Raw genomic sequence first — 14,326 nt, forward strand, 5'->3', positions numbered from 1 at the left:
CTCAGATCCCCATCCGCCGTCGCGATCCGCCCGGACGCACATCGTCGAGCGACTCGACGATCCGGTCGACCATGCCGTACTCCTTGGCCTGTCCGGCCGTGAACCACCGGTCGCGGTCGCCGTCACGGGAGATGGTCTCCTCGGTCTGACCGGTGTGCGCCGCGGTGATCCGCTCGATGGCCTTCTTGGTGAACTCCAGGTTCTCGGCCTGGATCGCGATGTCGGCGGCCGTCCCGCCGATCCCGGCCGACGGCTGATGCATCATGATCCGCGCGTTCGGCAGCGCGAAGCGCTTGCCCGCCGTCCCGACACAGAGCAGGAACTGCCCCATGCTCGCGGCGAATCCCATGGCGAGCGTCGACACGTCGTTGGGGATGAGCTGCATGGTGTCGTAGATGGCCAGCCCGGCCGTCACCGAACCGCCCGGACTGTTGATGTACAGACTGATGTCGGCCCGCGGGTCCTCCGCCGAGAGCAGCAGCAACTGGGCGCAGACCCGGTGCGCGGAGACATCGTCCACCTGGGTGCTGAGAACGACGATGCGCTGGGTGAGGAGCTGCGCGGCCAGGTGGTCGTCGAACCGTGACGGGGGCGTCTCGCCCTCCGCGGCCCGGGGGCTCAGGGCCGGATCCCAGCCGGTGATCAGTGGTGACATCGGACCTCCCGTGGTCGGCCGCGGCGGAGCGTGCCGCGGTGTCACCACTGTCGGCCGCCGGGCGGCCCCCGGACAGCGTTCTCGGCCCCGAGCAGATTCGCCCACGGCAGAGCCGCCCGCGACCAGCGCGTTCGCAGGTCCGTGCCCGAGCCCGTGCGGGTACAACGGACGGTGTGACGGTCTTCTACTGCTGCCACTGCGCACATGAACTCACCCCGGACCTGGTCGCGCTGCCCGCCGTCCCCGAGGCGCCGACAGATGACCGCGACCGGGACCGGAAAACCGGGCTGGCGCCGTCCACGGTGCCCCGGGGCCACTACGCCGTCGCCCCCGGGGACGGGGATGCCCGCGGCCCGGTGGTGATGCACCCCGAGGACGCCCCCGCCCTCCGCCCGCTCCCCGGCGGCGAGAACGCGTCGGGCTGCTGCGGCCCCACCGGCCGTGAGGGCCCCAACCGCGCCTGCCCCTGCGGCGTCCGCCTGGCCACCCTCGCGGCCGACTGCCTCGGCCCGTACGAACTGCGGGTCGACCCGGTGCGCAGCTACGCCTTCGACGGCTGAGCACCCCGGGCCCTCAGCAGGCAGTGACGGGCTCCGCCGTCCCGGCCGCCGGGGACGTGCCGCGGAAGACCTGCCCGGTGTGCCAGGCGATGTTCTCCGGGGCGACCGGCTCACCGCCGCCCGGCGGATCCTCCACCCTGCGGTCGGCCAGTGCGAACACCTGGTCGCGCGCGGCCGTGCCGTGCCCGGTGAAGGCGCCGGAGACCGTGATCCGCCGGCCGGAGTCCAGGCCCAGTACCCCGCGGTCGAAGAGCCGGTGGTGCAGCGAGCACAGACACAGCGTGTTGTGCAGTGCGTCCGCGCCGCGGAACGCCCACCACCGCACATGGGCGGCCTCCAGGCCGACCGGCACCCGGCCGACCGCCCCGTCGAACCCGCAGAAGGCGCACCGGAAGGCGTAGGCGCTCAGCACCTCGCGCCGCAGCTCGGCCGCCCGCCGCCGGTCCCGTACCGGGACCATCACCCGCCTCGCCTCGTCCACGGCGTCCAGGTCCAGGCCCACGGCGGCGGTGAGGTCGGCGTGCAGCGAGGGTGCGAAGTGCGTGTCCAGCAGGAGTTGTGCCAGCCGTTCCAGCAGTGCCGGGTCGGTGTCCAGCGCGGACCGCAGTCCCGGTGCCAGCCGGCCGCGCGCCCCGCTCTCCCGCAGCACCGTGACGCCCGAACCCGGGCTGCCAGGCCCGTCGTCGGTGCGTACCTCCCACACCCCGTCACTCTCCAGGTGGTGGAACGGATAGGAGGGCGAGGTCTGCCGAGGTGGTCCGAAGTCGCGGAGCAGTTCCTTGAGGTCCCCCTCGACCTCCGTGTAGGGCAGGTCCTGGCCGGGTGCCCGCTGGAACCGCCCCAGGGCGTAGAGCATCAGCAGCGGTTTATGCGGTGCCCGCATCCCGTTGCCCGACCACTGCCGCAAGGCGCGCACCCGCTCGACCCAGTCCATGGCAGCGACTGTAGGCCCGGGCCGCCCATCGTGTCAGAGGCGGTCGTGGGGCTCGGGCCAGATGAAGACGAACCGGTTCGCGGCGCGGTCGAAGGAGGCCCCGACCGGCCGGGCGGGCAGCCCGAACTCCTCCTCCGCCCAGCCGAGAAGGGCCGCCGCCAGCCCCTCCTGCTGGAAGTCGGCCTCGGGGAACCGCACCCGCTCCACCGTGACCAGGGCGTACCGCCCGGCGGTCCGCGCCTCGATCGCAGGGGCGGCGAGGGCGAGCCCCGGCCCGAGCCAGGCCGCCTCCTCCGCCGAAAGCCGCAGCCCCGAACGGTCTTCGTATGGGTGGGTGCGCACCGGCGCCGTGTCCAGCCACACCCGCGCCGTGACCCGCTCGCCCCGGGGCGGGGGTCCGGTGCTGAGCACGGCGTCGGCGGTGAGGTCGATGGCGATGCCGCGGGCGGCGCGCATCATCCGGTACCGCGTCGTACGGACCGGCACGGATCCTCCCCTCCCGCGGCTACTTCCCCCAGATCTTGCGGTACGCCTGACGATAGCCCTCGGAGTCCCAGGACAGCGCGCCACCGCTGTTGGCGGCCGTGGTGACGTGGACCGGGGCCACATAGCCGCTGGGCGACCGGCCCGAGAAGGCCCGGTTGAACTCGTCCACGATCTGCCAGCCCTGTTCGGAGAGCGGTTCGGGCACGGTGGCGGCCTGGTACCGCTGACCGTTGACGCGCTGGAAGGCCGATGGATCGCCGTCCCCCGCACCGATGTTGTACGGGGCGCCCGCGCCGTCCTTGCCCGCGGCGCGCAGCGCGGCGGCGCTGTGCCGGAAGTACAGGTCGTTGATGGCGGCCGAGTCGGTCCACTTGTCGCCGAAGCGCGCGAGCAGCGCGCGGACCTCCCCGATGGAGCGTTTGCCCGCCTCGGGGATCGGGACGTTGCGGTAGCTCAGCAGCTTCACGTCCGGACAGGTGGCGAGCCGCTTCTTGATGAGGTCGGACTTGTGCTTGGCGAACGGGACGGTGGCGTCGGTGAACAGCACCACCCCGGCCCGGCCATGGGACCGCGCGATGATCCAGTCGGCGCTGATCCTCGCCACGTCCTCCACCCGGGAGGTGACGTTGGTGAACAGCCCGGGCTTCGCGCTGGGCCCAGGGGCCGCGGTGGCGTGCCAGCCGATCACCTCGATGCCCGCCGCTTCGGCCCGCGCCACCTCGTCCGCCACGCTCCCGGGGTCGAAGCCGCCGATGACGATGCCGTCCGGGTCGAGGTCGAGGGCCCGCTCGAAGGCGGCGCGGATCCCGGCGGGCGTGCCCTCGCCGTTGATGGTGCGCGCGTGCCAGCCGAGGATCGACGCGGCTTCCTGGACCCCCTGCGCGACGCCCGCGGCACCGGGGTTGCTCAGCGTCTGGGCTATGTAGACCACGCTCTTGCCGCGCACCGCGGAGGGCCCGGTGGTGGGGCCCTTCCAGGGGGCGTCGACGTCCTGCGCCTTCTTGACCGCCCGCTCGGCCCGCGCCAGCGCGGTGGGGCAGCCGGGCTCGGCGGACGTCCGGTGGGACGAGCCGGAGCCATCGGGTTCACAGCCGGTGGCGACCACGGCCAGGAACACGACGGACATCAGGGCCGCCTTGCGGGTGGGGTGCACGGATCTCCTCGCAGGGCACGGAAGGACGGAGGGCCCGCGCATGGTAACGAACAAGCCAGTCCACAGGATGTCCTCGGGCGCCGTCCGACCGCCACCCTACGGACACCCGGCCGCTGCCGGTGGACCGGCCCTTGAGACAGGAATGAACAGGAGGCCAGGTCAAACCCAACAATCCAGGGACATTCGGTAGCGGTTGGCCCGGGCCGTCTTGCACGGTCACGCGCAGACGGTAGTCTTCACGGCCGGTCGGGCATGTGGCGCGATTCCGACGCAGCAACACCTCGGTCACCGCTCAGGAGCACATCGAAGGAGGACCTGGGTGTCTGTGGACACACCGGATCACCCACCCGCACCGGACCCGTCGGCGCCGGATCCACCGGCCCCCGGCTCGTCGGCCCCTGACCCGTCCGCCCCGGACCGGCCCGGAGGCGACGCACAAGGACCCGACGCACACCGGCCGCGGTCCCGTCCGCGGAAGGGCGTCCTCCTCGACCGGTGGCCGTTCCGCCGGAAGCTCAACGTCCTGGTGCTCGTACCGATCACCGTCGTCGGCGTCCTCCTCGGCGTGGGCGTCTACGGCCAGGTGGAACGGGCCCGGGACGCCGACCGGGTCGCACAACTGGTGCGCGACAGCGGCCAGGTCACCCGGCTGATCAACGACGTCCAGGCCGAGCACCGGCAGGCCCTGCTGCTGGCCGTCCGGCAGGAGGCCGCCCGCCCCGGCGCCGCCCTGCCGTCCACCACGGACTACGACCGCGCCCAGCGGGTCACCGACGACCAGGCCGACGCCGTGCGTTCGGCCTTCGGTTCGGAGCTGCCCGAGGAGGAGTCGCGCGCCCTCGGCTACGTCCAGCGCCTCAGCGTGCTGCGGGACAAGGTCGAGCGGGGCTCGGTCCCGGCCGCCGGGATCGACCCCGCGTACGCCGCCGCCGTCGGCTACCTCATCGACGGCCTCGGCCTCGACGGCTACACCGGCTCCTCCTCCGCCCCGGTCATCGCGCTGCTGGACGCGGTGCTGCGCGCGGACGCCGCCCACGCCGCCTTCGAGGGCGGGGTGTTCTCCGCCCAGACCCGGGACGCCAACGCCGTCACCGAGTACACCCGGGCGGTCGGCGCCCACCGGATCTTCGAGGAGCAGTCGGAACGCTTCGCCAGGATCGCCGATCCGTACCAGGTGCTGCGGCTCGACGGCATCGAGCGGAACGCCGAGCAGAACGGGATCGAGGACCGGTTCGCCGAGCTCCAGATCGACCCGGGCTCCCTCCAGGGCCAGTCGCCCGCCCAGCTGCGCACCACGATGGCCGCGGAGACCCGGCAGGCCGAGGCCCGGCTCACCATCACCCGGACGCTGATCGGCGATATCGCGGGCCGTGCGGACGGCCTCTCCGACGCCGCCCTCTACCAGGCGCTGGCCCTCCTCGCCCTCGCCGTCCTCGGCTTCGCCGCGTGGCTGGGCTTCTCCTTCCTCGTCCGCCGCTCGGTGGTCCGCCCCCTGGCGGCCCTGACCGGCGCCGCCCACCAGGTGGTCGAGGTCGCGGGCGAGGAACTCGCCAAGGTCGAGGACGACGACTCCGCGGACAGCACCCCGCTGCGGCCCCGGCCCATTCCGGTCCCGGTGCGCGACGAGATCGGCGATCTGGCCGAGGCGTTCAACCAGGTGCAGGTCACCGCGGCGGCGCTGCTGGAACGCCAGGTGGTCAGCCGCCGCAACGTCGGCGAGATGTTCGGCAACGTCGGCCGCCGGGTCAGCAACCTCACCACCCGCCAGCTCATGCTGATCGACGCCGTCGAACGCGAGGAGACCGCCCCCGAGGTCCTGGAGCGGCTCTACCGCATCGACCACATCGCCGTACGCCTCCAGCGCAACGCCGACAGCCTGATGCTGCTCGCGGGCATCCGCGAATCCGAACTGGACGCCCGGCCGACCGCCCTGGCCGATGTCATCCGCGCCTCGCTCGGCCGGATCGAGGGCTACCAGCGGGTGTCCCTGCGGTCCGAGACCGAGGTCACCGTCGTCCCCGACATCATCGGCGACCTGACGCTGATGCTCGCCGAACTGCTGGAGAACGCGGTCGCGTTCTCCCCCTCGGACACCCCCATCGAGGTGGCCGTCCGGCCCGGCACCGATGTGACCTCCGACGGCGGGGCGCTGGTCGAGGTCATCGACCACGGCCTCGGGATGAGCGCGGAACGGCTCGCCGAGGAGAACGCCCGGCTGGTGCGCCGGGAGCGGCTGGACCTCGTACCGACCAAGGTGCTCGGCCTGTTCGTGGTCGGCGGCCTGGCCCGCCGCTCGGGCATCCGGGTCACCCTGAGCCGTACGCCGGGCGGCGGTGTGACGGGCACGGTGTGGGTGCCGTCCGCGCTGCTGCTGCGGGATGCGCCGGGGGAGGGGGCGGCGGCGGAGCGGACGCCGGAGCCCGTGCCGCGGCGCGCCCCGGTGCAGCCCCCGGCCCCGGCGGCGCCCACGGCGACGACCGGGGCGGGTCTGCCGAAGCGGGTCCCGGCGGCTCCTGCCGAGCACCCGGAGCGGGAATCCGCACCGGACACGGAACCGGAACCGGAACGGGAAACGGAGTCCTCGTCCGGGGTGTCCCGGGACCCCGGCTCCCGCCCGCTGCGCCGGCGGGTGCGGGGCGCGACCCTCGACCGGACCACCACCGCCCCGGACGGCCGGGCCGCCCCGGCCGTCCGCCCGGCCGGCGACGCCGACGCGGTCCGCGGCGAACACGTCGAGTTCGACGCGGCCGTACGCCGGGCGGAGCGGGACGCGGAGGAGGACGGCCGCCCGGCGGACCGGTCCGCCCCCGCCCCCACGCCCTCGACACATCAGCGATCCCGGAAGGAGTCGGGCAGTGAACACGCCGACTGACAACAGCGGTTCGACCGGGTCCACGACGGACGAACCCACCGATCTGCGTGCCGCCGCAGCCGACTTCACCTGGCTGCTCGACCGGTTCGCCACCGAGACCGCGGGAGTGGTCGACGCCATCGCGGTGTCCTCCGACGGTCTGCTGATCGCCGTCTCCCGGCTGCGCGAACAGGCCGACTCCGAGCGGCTCGCCGCGATCGTGTCCGGTGTGACCAGCCTCGCCTCCGGCGCGTCCGGCAACTACGGCCTGGGTGGCCTCAACAAGGTCATCATCGATCTGGAGGGCGGCCACGTACTGGTGTCGTCCATCGGCTGCGGTGCCGTGCTCGGCGTGGTGACCTCGAAGGAGGCGAAGCTGGGCAACATCGCCTACGAGATGACCCTGTTCGCCAACCGGGCGGGTGCCGCGCTCACCCCCCAGCTCGTCCTGGAGCTCAAGAAGAGCGCGGGCGCCGGCGGCTGACCCATCGTGCGCGGCGGCAGCGGCAGAGGCATGCGAGGAGGGGGCGGAGATGGTCGCCGGTGAACCGGCACCGCATGAGGCGGAGAAGGCGGGACCGGCGCATCCACCACCGGACGGACCGGAGGACGCGGCGGACCGGGTGACGGACCCGGTGGGCCCGGTGACGGATCCGGTGGGCCGGGCGTCCGCGATCCGCCCCTTCCTGCTGACCGCGGGGAGGGTGGCGGGGAGCGGCTCCGCGGCACCCCTCCCGGTCGAGACCCAGATCGTGGCGACACCGGACGGGCTGACGGCCCTGCCGTCGCTCACCTTCGAACGCCACGCCATCGTCGCGGCCTGCCGCCGTCCGCAGTCGGTGGCGGAGCTGGCCGCCCGGCTGCGGCTCCACCTCAACGTGGTCCGGGTCCTGGCGGAGGACCTGTGCGCCGCCGGCCAGCTGGCGGTCCATGTGCCGAACGCCAGGACAGCCCAGGACATCTCCGTACTGCGAAGGGTGATCGATGGTCTCCGTGCCGTCCCCGACTCACGGGGCACACTCCGTGACAGCGGCTGAACAACCGCCCCTGCCGGTCAAGTTGGTGATCGCCGGGGGGTTCGGGGTCGGCAAGACCACGGCCGTGGCCTCGATCTCCGAGATCCGTCCGCTGACCACGGAGGCGGCCATCACGGAGGTCGCGGCGGGCGTGGACGACCTCACCCACACCCCCGACAAGACCACCACCACGGTCGCGATGGACTTCGGCTGCATCACCATCGACCCGACCCTGAAGCTGTACCTGTTCGGCACCCCGGGCCAGGAGCGGTTCGGCTTCATGTGGGACGACGTGGTCGAGGGCGCCCTCGGCGGCCTGGTGATCGTGGACACCCGCCGCCTCGACGACTGCTACGCGGCGGTCGACTACTTCGAGCACAAGGACATCCCGTTCGCCGTCGCGGTGAACGCCTTCGACGGCGAGGTCCAGCACACCCTGGACGAGGTCCGCTGGGCCCTCGACATCTCCGGGCACACGCCCCTCGTCGTCTTCGACGCACGCGAGACCGGCTCCGTCCGCGATGCCCTCCTGGTCGTCCTCGACGTCGCCCTCACCCGCGCGGAGGCGGCCGGGGGCTGACCGCCCGCCGCGGGGCTACCGCACGGCACCGCCGATGACCGTGGTCACGACCTTGCGGACCGCTTCCGCGTCCGGCGGGGCGGCCTCGCGGTCGGCGAAGAGCAGATGCCCGGCGCCGATCAGCGTGGGGGCGAGCGTGGCGACATCGGCGTCCGCCGCGAGACGGCCGAGGTCGCGTTCGGCGGTGAGATAGGCGGCGAGCACGGCCGTGGCCTCGGTCAGCAGCGGGACACCCGTCGGTGTGGACTCCCGCAGCCGGGCGCGGAGTTCGTCCCGTGAGGTGACGAGCCCGACGACGGCCACGGCGACCGACTCGAACAGGTCCGTCAGCGCGCCGGTGAGGTTGTCCGCCACCGTGCCGGTCCCGGCGGAGTCGCACAGGGCGGCCCCCCGGCGGTCCAGCCGGGCCACACGGTCCCGGACGAGTTCGGCGAGGAAGGCGTCGAAGTCGGCGAAGTGCCGGTGCAGTACACCCTTGGCACATCCCGCCTCCGTGGTCACCGCGCGGCTGGTCAGCGCGCTCGGCCCGTCCCGGAGCAGGATCCGCTCGGCCGCGCCGAACAACTGCTCGCGCACATCACGTAGGGCCACACCGGTCGGCACCGTGTGTTCCTCCTCCGTCCGGTTGACGAGTGGGCATGTGCCCACTCATAGTGGGCGCATGCCCACTGTACCCTCGCCGGAGCACCGGCCCACCGTGGACGCACCTCATCGACACCGGGGTATGGCCGAGTCGTTCGGCGCGGACGCCGAACGCTACGACCGGGCCCGCCCCCGCTATCCCCAGGCCCTGATCCACCGCATCACCGCCGCCGCCCCCGGCCCGGATGTCCTCTGTGTCGGCTGTGGCACCGGAATCGACGCCCGGCAGTTCCGGACCGCCGGCTGCACGGTGCTCGGGGTCGAACCCGACGCCCGCATGGCCGACCTGACCCGCCGCGGCGGTATCGACACCGAGGTGGCCGCCTTCGAGTCCTGGGACCCCGCCGGACGCACCTTCGACGCGGTCGTCGCGGGCCAGTCCTGGCACTGGATCGACCCCGTCGCGGGCGCCGCCAAGGCCGCCCGTGTCCTCCGCCCCGGCGGACGGCTGGCCGCGTTCTGGAACGTCTTCCGGCTCCCGCCCGAGGTGGCGGACGCCTTCACCGCGGTCTACCGCCGCGTACTGCCCGACTCCCCGCTCACCGCCCGCCTCACGGCGGGCCAGAGCCAGGGACCGGACGCCTACCAGCCCCTGCTCACCAAGGTCGCCGAGGGAATCCGGGCGGCGGACGGCTTCGCCGACCCCGAGCAGTGGACCGACACCTGGGAGTGGACCTACACCCGCGACGCCTGGCTCGACCAGCTCCCCACCCAGGGTCTCTTCACCCGACTCCCCCCGGAGCAGCTCCAGGAGATCCTCTCCGGCGTCGCCTCCGCCCTCGACACCCTGGGCGGCTGCTTCACGATGCCCTACACGACCGTGACGGTGACGGCACCGCACACCGGCTGAACCCGAACCGGCTGAACCCGAAAGGCCCTTGGGGCGGCGTCAGTCCAGCGGCGTCAGCCCTGGGCCGTCGGCCGGATGACGATCTCGTTCACATCCACCGTGGCGGGCTGCCCGATCGCGTACGCGATGGCCTCGGCGATGGCATCCGGCGGGATCGCGATGCGGTCGCGGACCTCGGCGACCTGCTCTCTGGCGCGCTCGTTCGTGGACGCGTCGACGAAGTCGGTGGCCACCATGCCGGGCGAGACGGTGGTCACGCGCAGCGAGTCACCGGCCTCCTGGCGCAGTCCCTCGCAGAGGGCGCGCACCGCGAACTTGGTACCGGCATAGACCGCCATCGTCGGCACGACGCGGAACGCGGCCGTGGAGGCGGTGGTGATGAAGTGACCCGAGCCCTGCGCCCGGAACACCGGCAGCGCGGCACCGATGCCGTGCAGGACGCCCTTGATGTTGACGTCGACCATGGTGTCCCACTCGTCGACGCGCAGATCGTCCAGCGGCGAGATCGTCCCGACGCCCGCGTTGCCCACCAGGACGTCGAGCCGCCCGTAGCGCTCACCGGCCAGGGCGACCAGGGCCCGCACATCGTCCCGCCGGGTGACATCGGTGCGCAGGGCCACGGCCGTGCCGCCCGCCCCCTCGATCCGTGCCACCAGCTCCGTGAGGCGTTCGGTCCGCCGCGCGCCCAGGACGAGGCGCGCGCCCCGCTCGGCGAGCAGCAGTGCGGTGGCCTCGCCGATCCCGCTGCTGGCGCCCGTGATCGCCACGACCTTGCCGTCGATTCCCGTCATGATGTCCTCCTCGTGCCTGTCGGACATCAGTCTGTGAGGGGCGGAAGCTGGTATACAGAATCCGTTTATCCTGGAACCAGAGGTGCCAGCCCCATGTCCGACCACCGGTCCGAGCAACAGGCCCAGCGCCGTGAGCTGGGCGCCTTCCTCCGCAGCCGCAGAGAGCGGATCACCCCCGACCAGGTCGGCCTGCCGCTGTCCGCCCGGCGCCGGACCCCGGGGCTGCGCCGCGAGGAGCTGGCGCTGCTCGCCGGGATCAGCGCCACCTGGTACACCTACCTCGAACAGGGCCGGGACATCCGGGCCTCGGACCAGGTGCTCGGCGCCCTCGCCACCGCGCTGCGGCTGGACCCCCAGGAGCGCGGCCACCTCTTCCGGCTCGCCGGGCAGCCGCTCGCGGACGCCCCCGGGGCACCCGAACCGCTCGCCCCCGAGGCGGCGGCCGTACCCCTGCTGCTCCAGCCGCACCCGGCGTACGTCATCGGCGGCACCTACGACGTGCTCAGCCACAACCAGGCGGCCGACGACCTCTTCCCCCGCCTCATCGGCACCGAGGACCGCCCGCCCAATTTCCTGCGCTGGGTGTTCCTCGAACCCGCGGCCCGCGATGTCCTCGTCGACTGGGAGCCCGAGGCCCGGGGTCTCCTGGCCCGCCTCCGCACCCTGGCCGGACGCCACCCCGGTGAGCCCCGGTACACCCGTCTGATCGACGAGTTGACGGCGGCCAGTCCGGAGGTGCGGTCCTGGTGGCCGCGGTACGACGTCCAGGTGCGCCACGGCGGCCGCAAACGGCTGCGGCGGCCGGAGCGCGGCGTGGTCGAGTACGCCTACACCGCGTTCCACCTGGCGGAGCGGCCGGACCAGACCCTGGTGGTCTACGCGGAGGTGTGACCCGTCGGGGTGCGGGGGCTCAACCGCCGTACGTGCAGAGGAGGAAGACGACCCCGCCGAGCCCGGCGACGCCGAGCGCCGCCCCCGCGGCGGAGACCCACAGCCGGCCGGCGCCCCGGCGGGCGTGATGCACGCCCATCGCCCCGAGACAGATCGCGAGGCCACCGGTGAGAGCCGTCCACGGGAACACGACGAAGAAGAGCGCGGGGACCCATATGCCGATGGTGGAGAGGGCGCCGAGAACCAGCGCGGTGGGGCCGAGCGCGACGGCGGGTGTGTCGGTCGGGCCGGTCCGATCGCTCATGGCCGATGCGGGCATGGTCTGTCCCCCGTAGGACGAGTGCACCTTGCCCGTCGAGCGTACTCCCGGGTAGCCGGTCACGTGCTGCCGCCCCCGGCCGACGTCGTCGGCCGGGGGCGGCGGGCCGTTTCCGATGGGGCGGCGTGGGTCAGCTCCCGTTGGGGGCGCCGTTGTCGCAGCCGGGAACGCTGTTGGGCGGGGCGCAGTTGGTCGGGTAGTTCTTGACGACGGCGCTGCGGATGAGGGTCACCTCGAAGGGCGTCACCTTGGTCGAGCTCTTCTTGACCTCCTTGCGCGTGCTCGTGCCGATGTGCAGGCCCAGGCCGCTTCCGGGGTTCGAGATTCCGCCGCCGGTGGTGGGGCCGCCGTTGGAGGTGTTGTGGACGACGGCGCTGCGGTAGAGCGACAGCGGCTCGTCCGCGCCGGTGCGGATGCCACCGCCGTCGTTCCGGGCGATGTTGCCCGTGACCTTGGTGGAGTTCAGACGCAGCGGTCCGGTCTCGAAGTTGATGGCCAGGGTGACGATGCCGCCCCCGAGGTCACCGGAGTCGTTGTGCGCGACCGAGACGTTGTTGAGCTTGGTTTCCCCCGCGTTGGCGAGACCGCCGCCCCAGAACGCGCCGCTGTTGTCGTGGAGGCTGCCGCCGTCCATCGTCATCGTGCCGTTGGTGGCCACTCCGCCGCCGAAGGTCGCCCGGTTGTAGCTGACCGTGCTGTTCTTCATGACGAGCGTGCCCAGCTGGTTCCAGATCCCGCCGCCGGTGCTGGCCTTGTTGCTCCGGACCGTGGAGTCCGTCAGGGTGAGCGTGCCGCCGGCGTTGAGGATCCCTCCGCCGTTGGAGTCCCCGGTGCCCAGCTCGCCGTAGCGCGCGGTGATCGACTTCAGGCTCAGGCTGCCGCCCTGCCGTACGTGGAAGATACGGAAGAGATCGCCGGAATTGCGCTCGACCGTGGTGTCGTCCCCGGTGATCCGCACATTGCCGGTGATCTCGGGCAGGCCGTCACCCGGGTTGTCGGCGGAACTCAGGGTGTAGACACACCGGGGCGCGAGGAGGATGCTGCCGCTGCCGCTGGTGTTCGCGCTGTTGATGGCCGCCTTCAGGGCGGTGACGTCGTTGCACGCGACGCGGATCGCCGCCCGTGCCTGCGCGGCTCCGGTGGGCAGGAGGGTCAGACACAGGCCGAGGCCGGTGACGGCGGTGATGGTGGCGCGTCTGAGCGTGTCAGTCATGCGGCTTCCCTTGGCTGTGGGGGAGGGGAGGGGCTGGGCGGGATCCGGGCGGTGCCCGGCGGCCGAGCCCCCCTGGGCGCCCCCGATCATCGCGCAGACCTATGCGAACCAGGCATTCGGCGCACCTCGGACAAGCCGTTCGGGCGTACCGCCCCGGGCGGTTTCCTCCGGGCGCGCCGTGCGGGCCAGGACCGTTCGGCGGTACATCAGGTGAGGCCGCCCGGGCCGACGGCTATGAAGGAGAAGCCCCCTTCACCCCCGCTGGCCGGCGGCCCGGCCGATGGACGGCGGCGCGTCGCGCCCTGTCCCGCCAGCACTGCGAAAGGCGTACCGATGAAGAACGTCGTGCGATCCGGTGCGATGACCGCCGTGGCCGGCCTGGGACTGTCCCTCACCGTCCTGCCCGCCGGACCGGCGGACGCCGCCGCGGCGACCCGTGTGCGGTGCGGCGACATCACCGGACTGGTCGACGCGATCAACCAGGCCAACACCAGCGGTGGCACCATCACCCTCGCGTCCCACTGCACCTACACCCTCACCGCGGCCGACAACGCGGACGACGGGCTGCCGGAGATCACCGGGAACGTGACGATCACCGGCCGCGACACCACCATCCGACGCGACCCGGCCGCGACCCAGGACTTCCGCATCCTCCATGTGGCGCTCGACGGAACACTCACCCTGAAGGCGCTCACCATCAGCGGCGGCAGCCTTCCCGCCTTCGCCGGCGGCGGCATCTGGAACAGCGGCACCCTGAACCTGAAGCGCACGACCATCAAGGGCAATCACGCCGAGACCAGCGGCGCCATCCACAACGTCGGTGGACGGCTCGACCTCGTCGACAGCACGGTCGAGCACAACACCGCCACCCTCAACGGCGGAGGCATCCTCAACGGACGCAACCAGCTCCTGGGCCGCCCCGGCACGCTGACCATGCACGGCGGTTCACTGCTCAAGAACCGGGCCCTCAACGACGGGGGCGGCGGCCTGGAGAACCTGCGCAGCACCGCGGAGCTGACCTCGGTCTCGGTCAAGGGGAACACCGCTCCGCGCGGCGGCGGCATCAACCAGTTCGCGGGCACCCTGCACCTGACGTCGACCACCCTCAGCGAGAACATCGCCGTGACCGGCGGCGGACTCAGGAATTCCTTCAGTACCGCGACGCTGGTACGGAGTCGGATCACCCGCAATACGGCGATCACCGCGGGCGGCGGCATCTTCAACGAGAACGACAGCTCGGTCACCCTCGACGCCAGCAAGGTCACCCACAACGCCCCGGACAACTGCTCCCCCGAATCCTCCGTCCCCAACTGCCCGTCCACCTAGCCGCCACCGGCCCCCGGTGTGCGACGATCTCCGTCACGGAGCGGACACCGGGGGGTTTC

General features: G+C 72.6%; 16 protein-coding genes. 8 read left to right on the top strand and 8 right to left on the bottom strand.

All coding sequences use genetic code 11. The features are described 5' to 3' along the window. Position 1: 1 nt before the first annotated feature. Positions 2 to 655 carry an ATP-dependent Clp protease proteolytic subunit gene (locus NMK44_RS03035; RefSeq protein WP_254737918.1) on the bottom strand — a complete coding sequence of 218 codons (654 nt, stop codon included), beginning with the start codon at positions 653 to 655 and terminating at the stop codon, positions 2 to 4. Between the two features lie 173 nt (positions 656 to 828). Here NMK44_RS03035 and NMK44_RS03040 point away from each other — a divergent pair, with 173 nt between their 5' ends. Beyond that, positions 829 to 1,215, top strand: coding sequence for a hypothetical protein (locus tag NMK44_RS03040; RefSeq protein ID WP_254737920.1), 387 nt, complete (start codon positions 829 to 831; stop codon positions 1,213 to 1,215). Between the two features lie 13 nt (positions 1,216 to 1,228). Here the strand turns inward: NMK44_RS03040 and NMK44_RS03045 are convergent, their stop codons facing one another. Genes NMK44_RS03045 through NMK44_RS03055 form a run of 3 tightly spaced genes read right to left on the bottom strand, consistent with a single transcriptional unit; the run spans position 1,229 to position 3,788 of the window. After that, positions 1,229 to 2,149 (bottom strand): phosphorothioated DNA-binding restriction endonuclease, encoded by a 921-nt coding sequence (locus tag NMK44_RS03045; RefSeq protein WP_254737922.1) that lies wholly within the window; start codon positions 2,147 to 2,149, stop codon positions 1,229 to 1,231. A 33-nt stretch (positions 2,150 to 2,182) separates the two neighbouring features. Beyond that, positions 2,183 to 2,635 (bottom strand): hypothetical protein, encoded by a 453-nt coding sequence (locus NMK44_RS03050; RefSeq protein WP_254737924.1) that lies wholly within the window; start codon positions 2,633 to 2,635, stop codon positions 2,183 to 2,185. A 19-nt stretch (positions 2,636 to 2,654) separates the two neighbouring features. Beyond that, on the bottom strand, positions 2,655 to 3,788 hold the full coding sequence (locus tag NMK44_RS03055; RefSeq protein WP_254737926.1) for a substrate-binding domain-containing protein: 1,134 nt from the start codon (positions 3,786 to 3,788) through the stop codon (positions 2,655 to 2,657). A 325-nt stretch (positions 3,789 to 4,113) separates the two neighbouring features. Between NMK44_RS03055 and NMK44_RS03060 the strand changes: the two genes are divergently transcribed. Genes NMK44_RS03060 through NMK44_RS03075 form a run of 4 tightly spaced genes read left to right on the top strand, consistent with a single transcriptional unit; the run spans position 4,114 to position 8,235 of the window. After that, positions 4,114 to 6,660, top strand: a complete 2,547-nt coding sequence (locus tag NMK44_RS03060; protein ID WP_374215235.1) for a sensor histidine kinase — start codon at positions 4,114 to 4,116, stop codon at positions 6,658 to 6,660. Continuing rightward, positions 6,644 to 7,123: a roadblock/LC7 domain-containing protein gene (locus NMK44_RS03065; protein ID WP_254737930.1), complete on the top strand. Its 480-nt coding sequence runs from the start codon at positions 6,644 to 6,646 to the stop codon at positions 7,121 to 7,123. Before NMK44_RS03060 ends, NMK44_RS03065 begins: the two co-directional genes overlap by 17 nt. Before the next feature lie 49 nt (positions 7,124 to 7,172). Then, positions 7,173 to 7,676: a DUF742 domain-containing protein gene (locus NMK44_RS03070; protein WP_254737932.1), complete on the top strand. Its 504-nt coding sequence runs from the start codon at positions 7,173 to 7,175 to the stop codon at positions 7,674 to 7,676. Further along, positions 7,624 to 8,235: a GTP-binding protein gene (locus tag NMK44_RS03075; protein ID WP_254737934.1), complete on the top strand. Its 612-nt coding sequence runs from the start codon at positions 7,624 to 7,626 to the stop codon at positions 8,233 to 8,235. Before NMK44_RS03070 ends, NMK44_RS03075 begins: the two co-directional genes overlap by 53 nt. Before the next feature lie 15 nt (positions 8,236 to 8,250). On the opposite strand, the gene NMK44_RS03080 is transcribed toward NMK44_RS03075, so the two are convergent. Further along, positions 8,251 to 8,838, bottom strand: coding sequence for a TetR/AcrR family transcriptional regulator (locus NMK44_RS03080; RefSeq protein ID WP_254737936.1), 588 nt, complete (start codon positions 8,836 to 8,838; stop codon positions 8,251 to 8,253). Positions 8,839 to 8,896: 58 nt separating this feature from the next. On the opposite strand from NMK44_RS03080, the gene NMK44_RS03085 reads away from it, so the two are divergent. Then, the gene (locus NMK44_RS03085) at positions 8,897 to 9,727 is read left to right on the top strand and encodes a class I SAM-dependent methyltransferase (protein ID WP_254737937.1); all 831 of its coding nucleotides are present in this window, start codon (positions 8,897 to 8,899) and stop codon (positions 9,725 to 9,727) included. Between the two features lie 53 nt (positions 9,728 to 9,780). On the opposite strand, the gene NMK44_RS03090 is transcribed toward NMK44_RS03085, so the two are convergent. Further along, positions 9,781 to 10,518 (bottom strand): SDR family oxidoreductase, encoded by a 738-nt coding sequence (locus NMK44_RS03090; protein WP_254737939.1) that lies wholly within the window; start codon positions 10,516 to 10,518, stop codon positions 9,781 to 9,783. A 93-nt stretch (positions 10,519 to 10,611) separates the two neighbouring features. Here NMK44_RS03090 and NMK44_RS03095 point away from each other — a divergent pair, with 93 nt between their 5' ends. Beyond that, a complete protein-coding gene (locus NMK44_RS03095; RefSeq protein ID WP_254737941.1) occupies positions 10,612 to 11,409 on the top strand; it encodes a helix-turn-helix transcriptional regulator in 798 nt (265 codons plus the stop codon). A gap of 19 nt (positions 11,410 to 11,428) precedes the next feature. Here the strand turns inward: NMK44_RS03095 and NMK44_RS03100 are convergent, their stop codons facing one another. After that, positions 11,429 to 11,713 (bottom strand): hypothetical protein, encoded by a 285-nt coding sequence (locus NMK44_RS03100; RefSeq protein ID WP_254737943.1) that lies wholly within the window; start codon positions 11,711 to 11,713, stop codon positions 11,429 to 11,431. Positions 11,714 to 11,858: 145 nt separating this feature from the next. Beyond that, positions 11,859 to 12,941, bottom strand: a complete 1,083-nt coding sequence (locus NMK44_RS03105) for a hypothetical protein (protein WP_254737945.1) — start codon at positions 12,939 to 12,941, stop codon at positions 11,859 to 11,861. Between the two features lie 333 nt (positions 12,942 to 13,274). Here NMK44_RS03105 and NMK44_RS03110 point away from each other — a divergent pair, with 333 nt between their 5' ends. After that, positions 13,275 to 14,267, top strand: a complete 993-nt coding sequence (locus tag NMK44_RS03110; protein ID WP_254737947.1) for a hypothetical protein — start codon at positions 13,275 to 13,277, stop codon at positions 14,265 to 14,267. Positions 14,268 to 14,326: the final 59 nt, after the last annotated feature.

The organism is Streptomyces cucumeris (assembly GCF_024295805.1).
GTDB lineage: Bacteria > Actinomycetota > Actinomycetes > Streptomycetales > Streptomycetaceae > Streptomyces > Streptomyces cucumeris.

What these genes read in the sequence shown, in the direction of transcription:
- NMK44_RS03095 (WP_254737941.1), top strand. Translation starts at nt 10,612, where the DNA reads ATGTCCGACCACCGGTCCGAGCAACAGGCCCAGCGCCGTGAGCTGGGC.
- NMK44_RS03110 (WP_254737947.1), top strand. Translation starts at nt 13,275, where the DNA reads ATGAAGAACGTCGTGCGATCCGGTGCGATGACCGCCGTGGCCGGCCTG.
- NMK44_RS03045 (WP_254737922.1), bottom strand. Translation starts at nt 2,149, where the DNA reads ATGGACTGGGTCGAGCGGGTGCGCGCCTTGCGGCAGTGGTCGGGCAAC.
- NMK44_RS03070 (WP_254737932.1), top strand. Translation starts at nt 7,173, where the DNA reads ATGGTCGCCGGTGAACCGGCACCGCATGAGGCGGAGAAGGCGGGACCG.
- NMK44_RS03090 (WP_254737939.1), bottom strand. Translation starts at nt 10,518, where the DNA reads ATGACGGGAATCGACGGCAAGGTCGTGGCGATCACGGGCGCCAGCAGC.
- NMK44_RS03035 (WP_254737918.1), bottom strand. Translation starts at nt 655, where the DNA reads ATGTCACCACTGATCACCGGCTGGGATCCGGCCCTGAGCCCCCGGGCC.
- NMK44_RS03085 (WP_254737937.1), top strand. Translation starts at nt 8,897, where the DNA reads ATGCCCACTGTACCCTCGCCGGAGCACCGGCCCACCGTGGACGCACCT.
- NMK44_RS03105 (WP_254737945.1), bottom strand. Translation starts at nt 12,941, where the DNA reads ATGACTGACACGCTCAGACGCGCCACCATCACCGCCGTCACCGGCCTC.
- NMK44_RS03100 (WP_254737943.1), bottom strand. Translation starts at nt 11,713, where the DNA reads ATGAGCGATCGGACCGGCCCGACCGACACACCCGCCGTCGCGCTCGGC.
- NMK44_RS03075 (WP_254737934.1), top strand. Translation starts at nt 7,624, where the DNA reads ATGGTCTCCGTGCCGTCCCCGACTCACGGGGCACACTCCGTGACAGCG.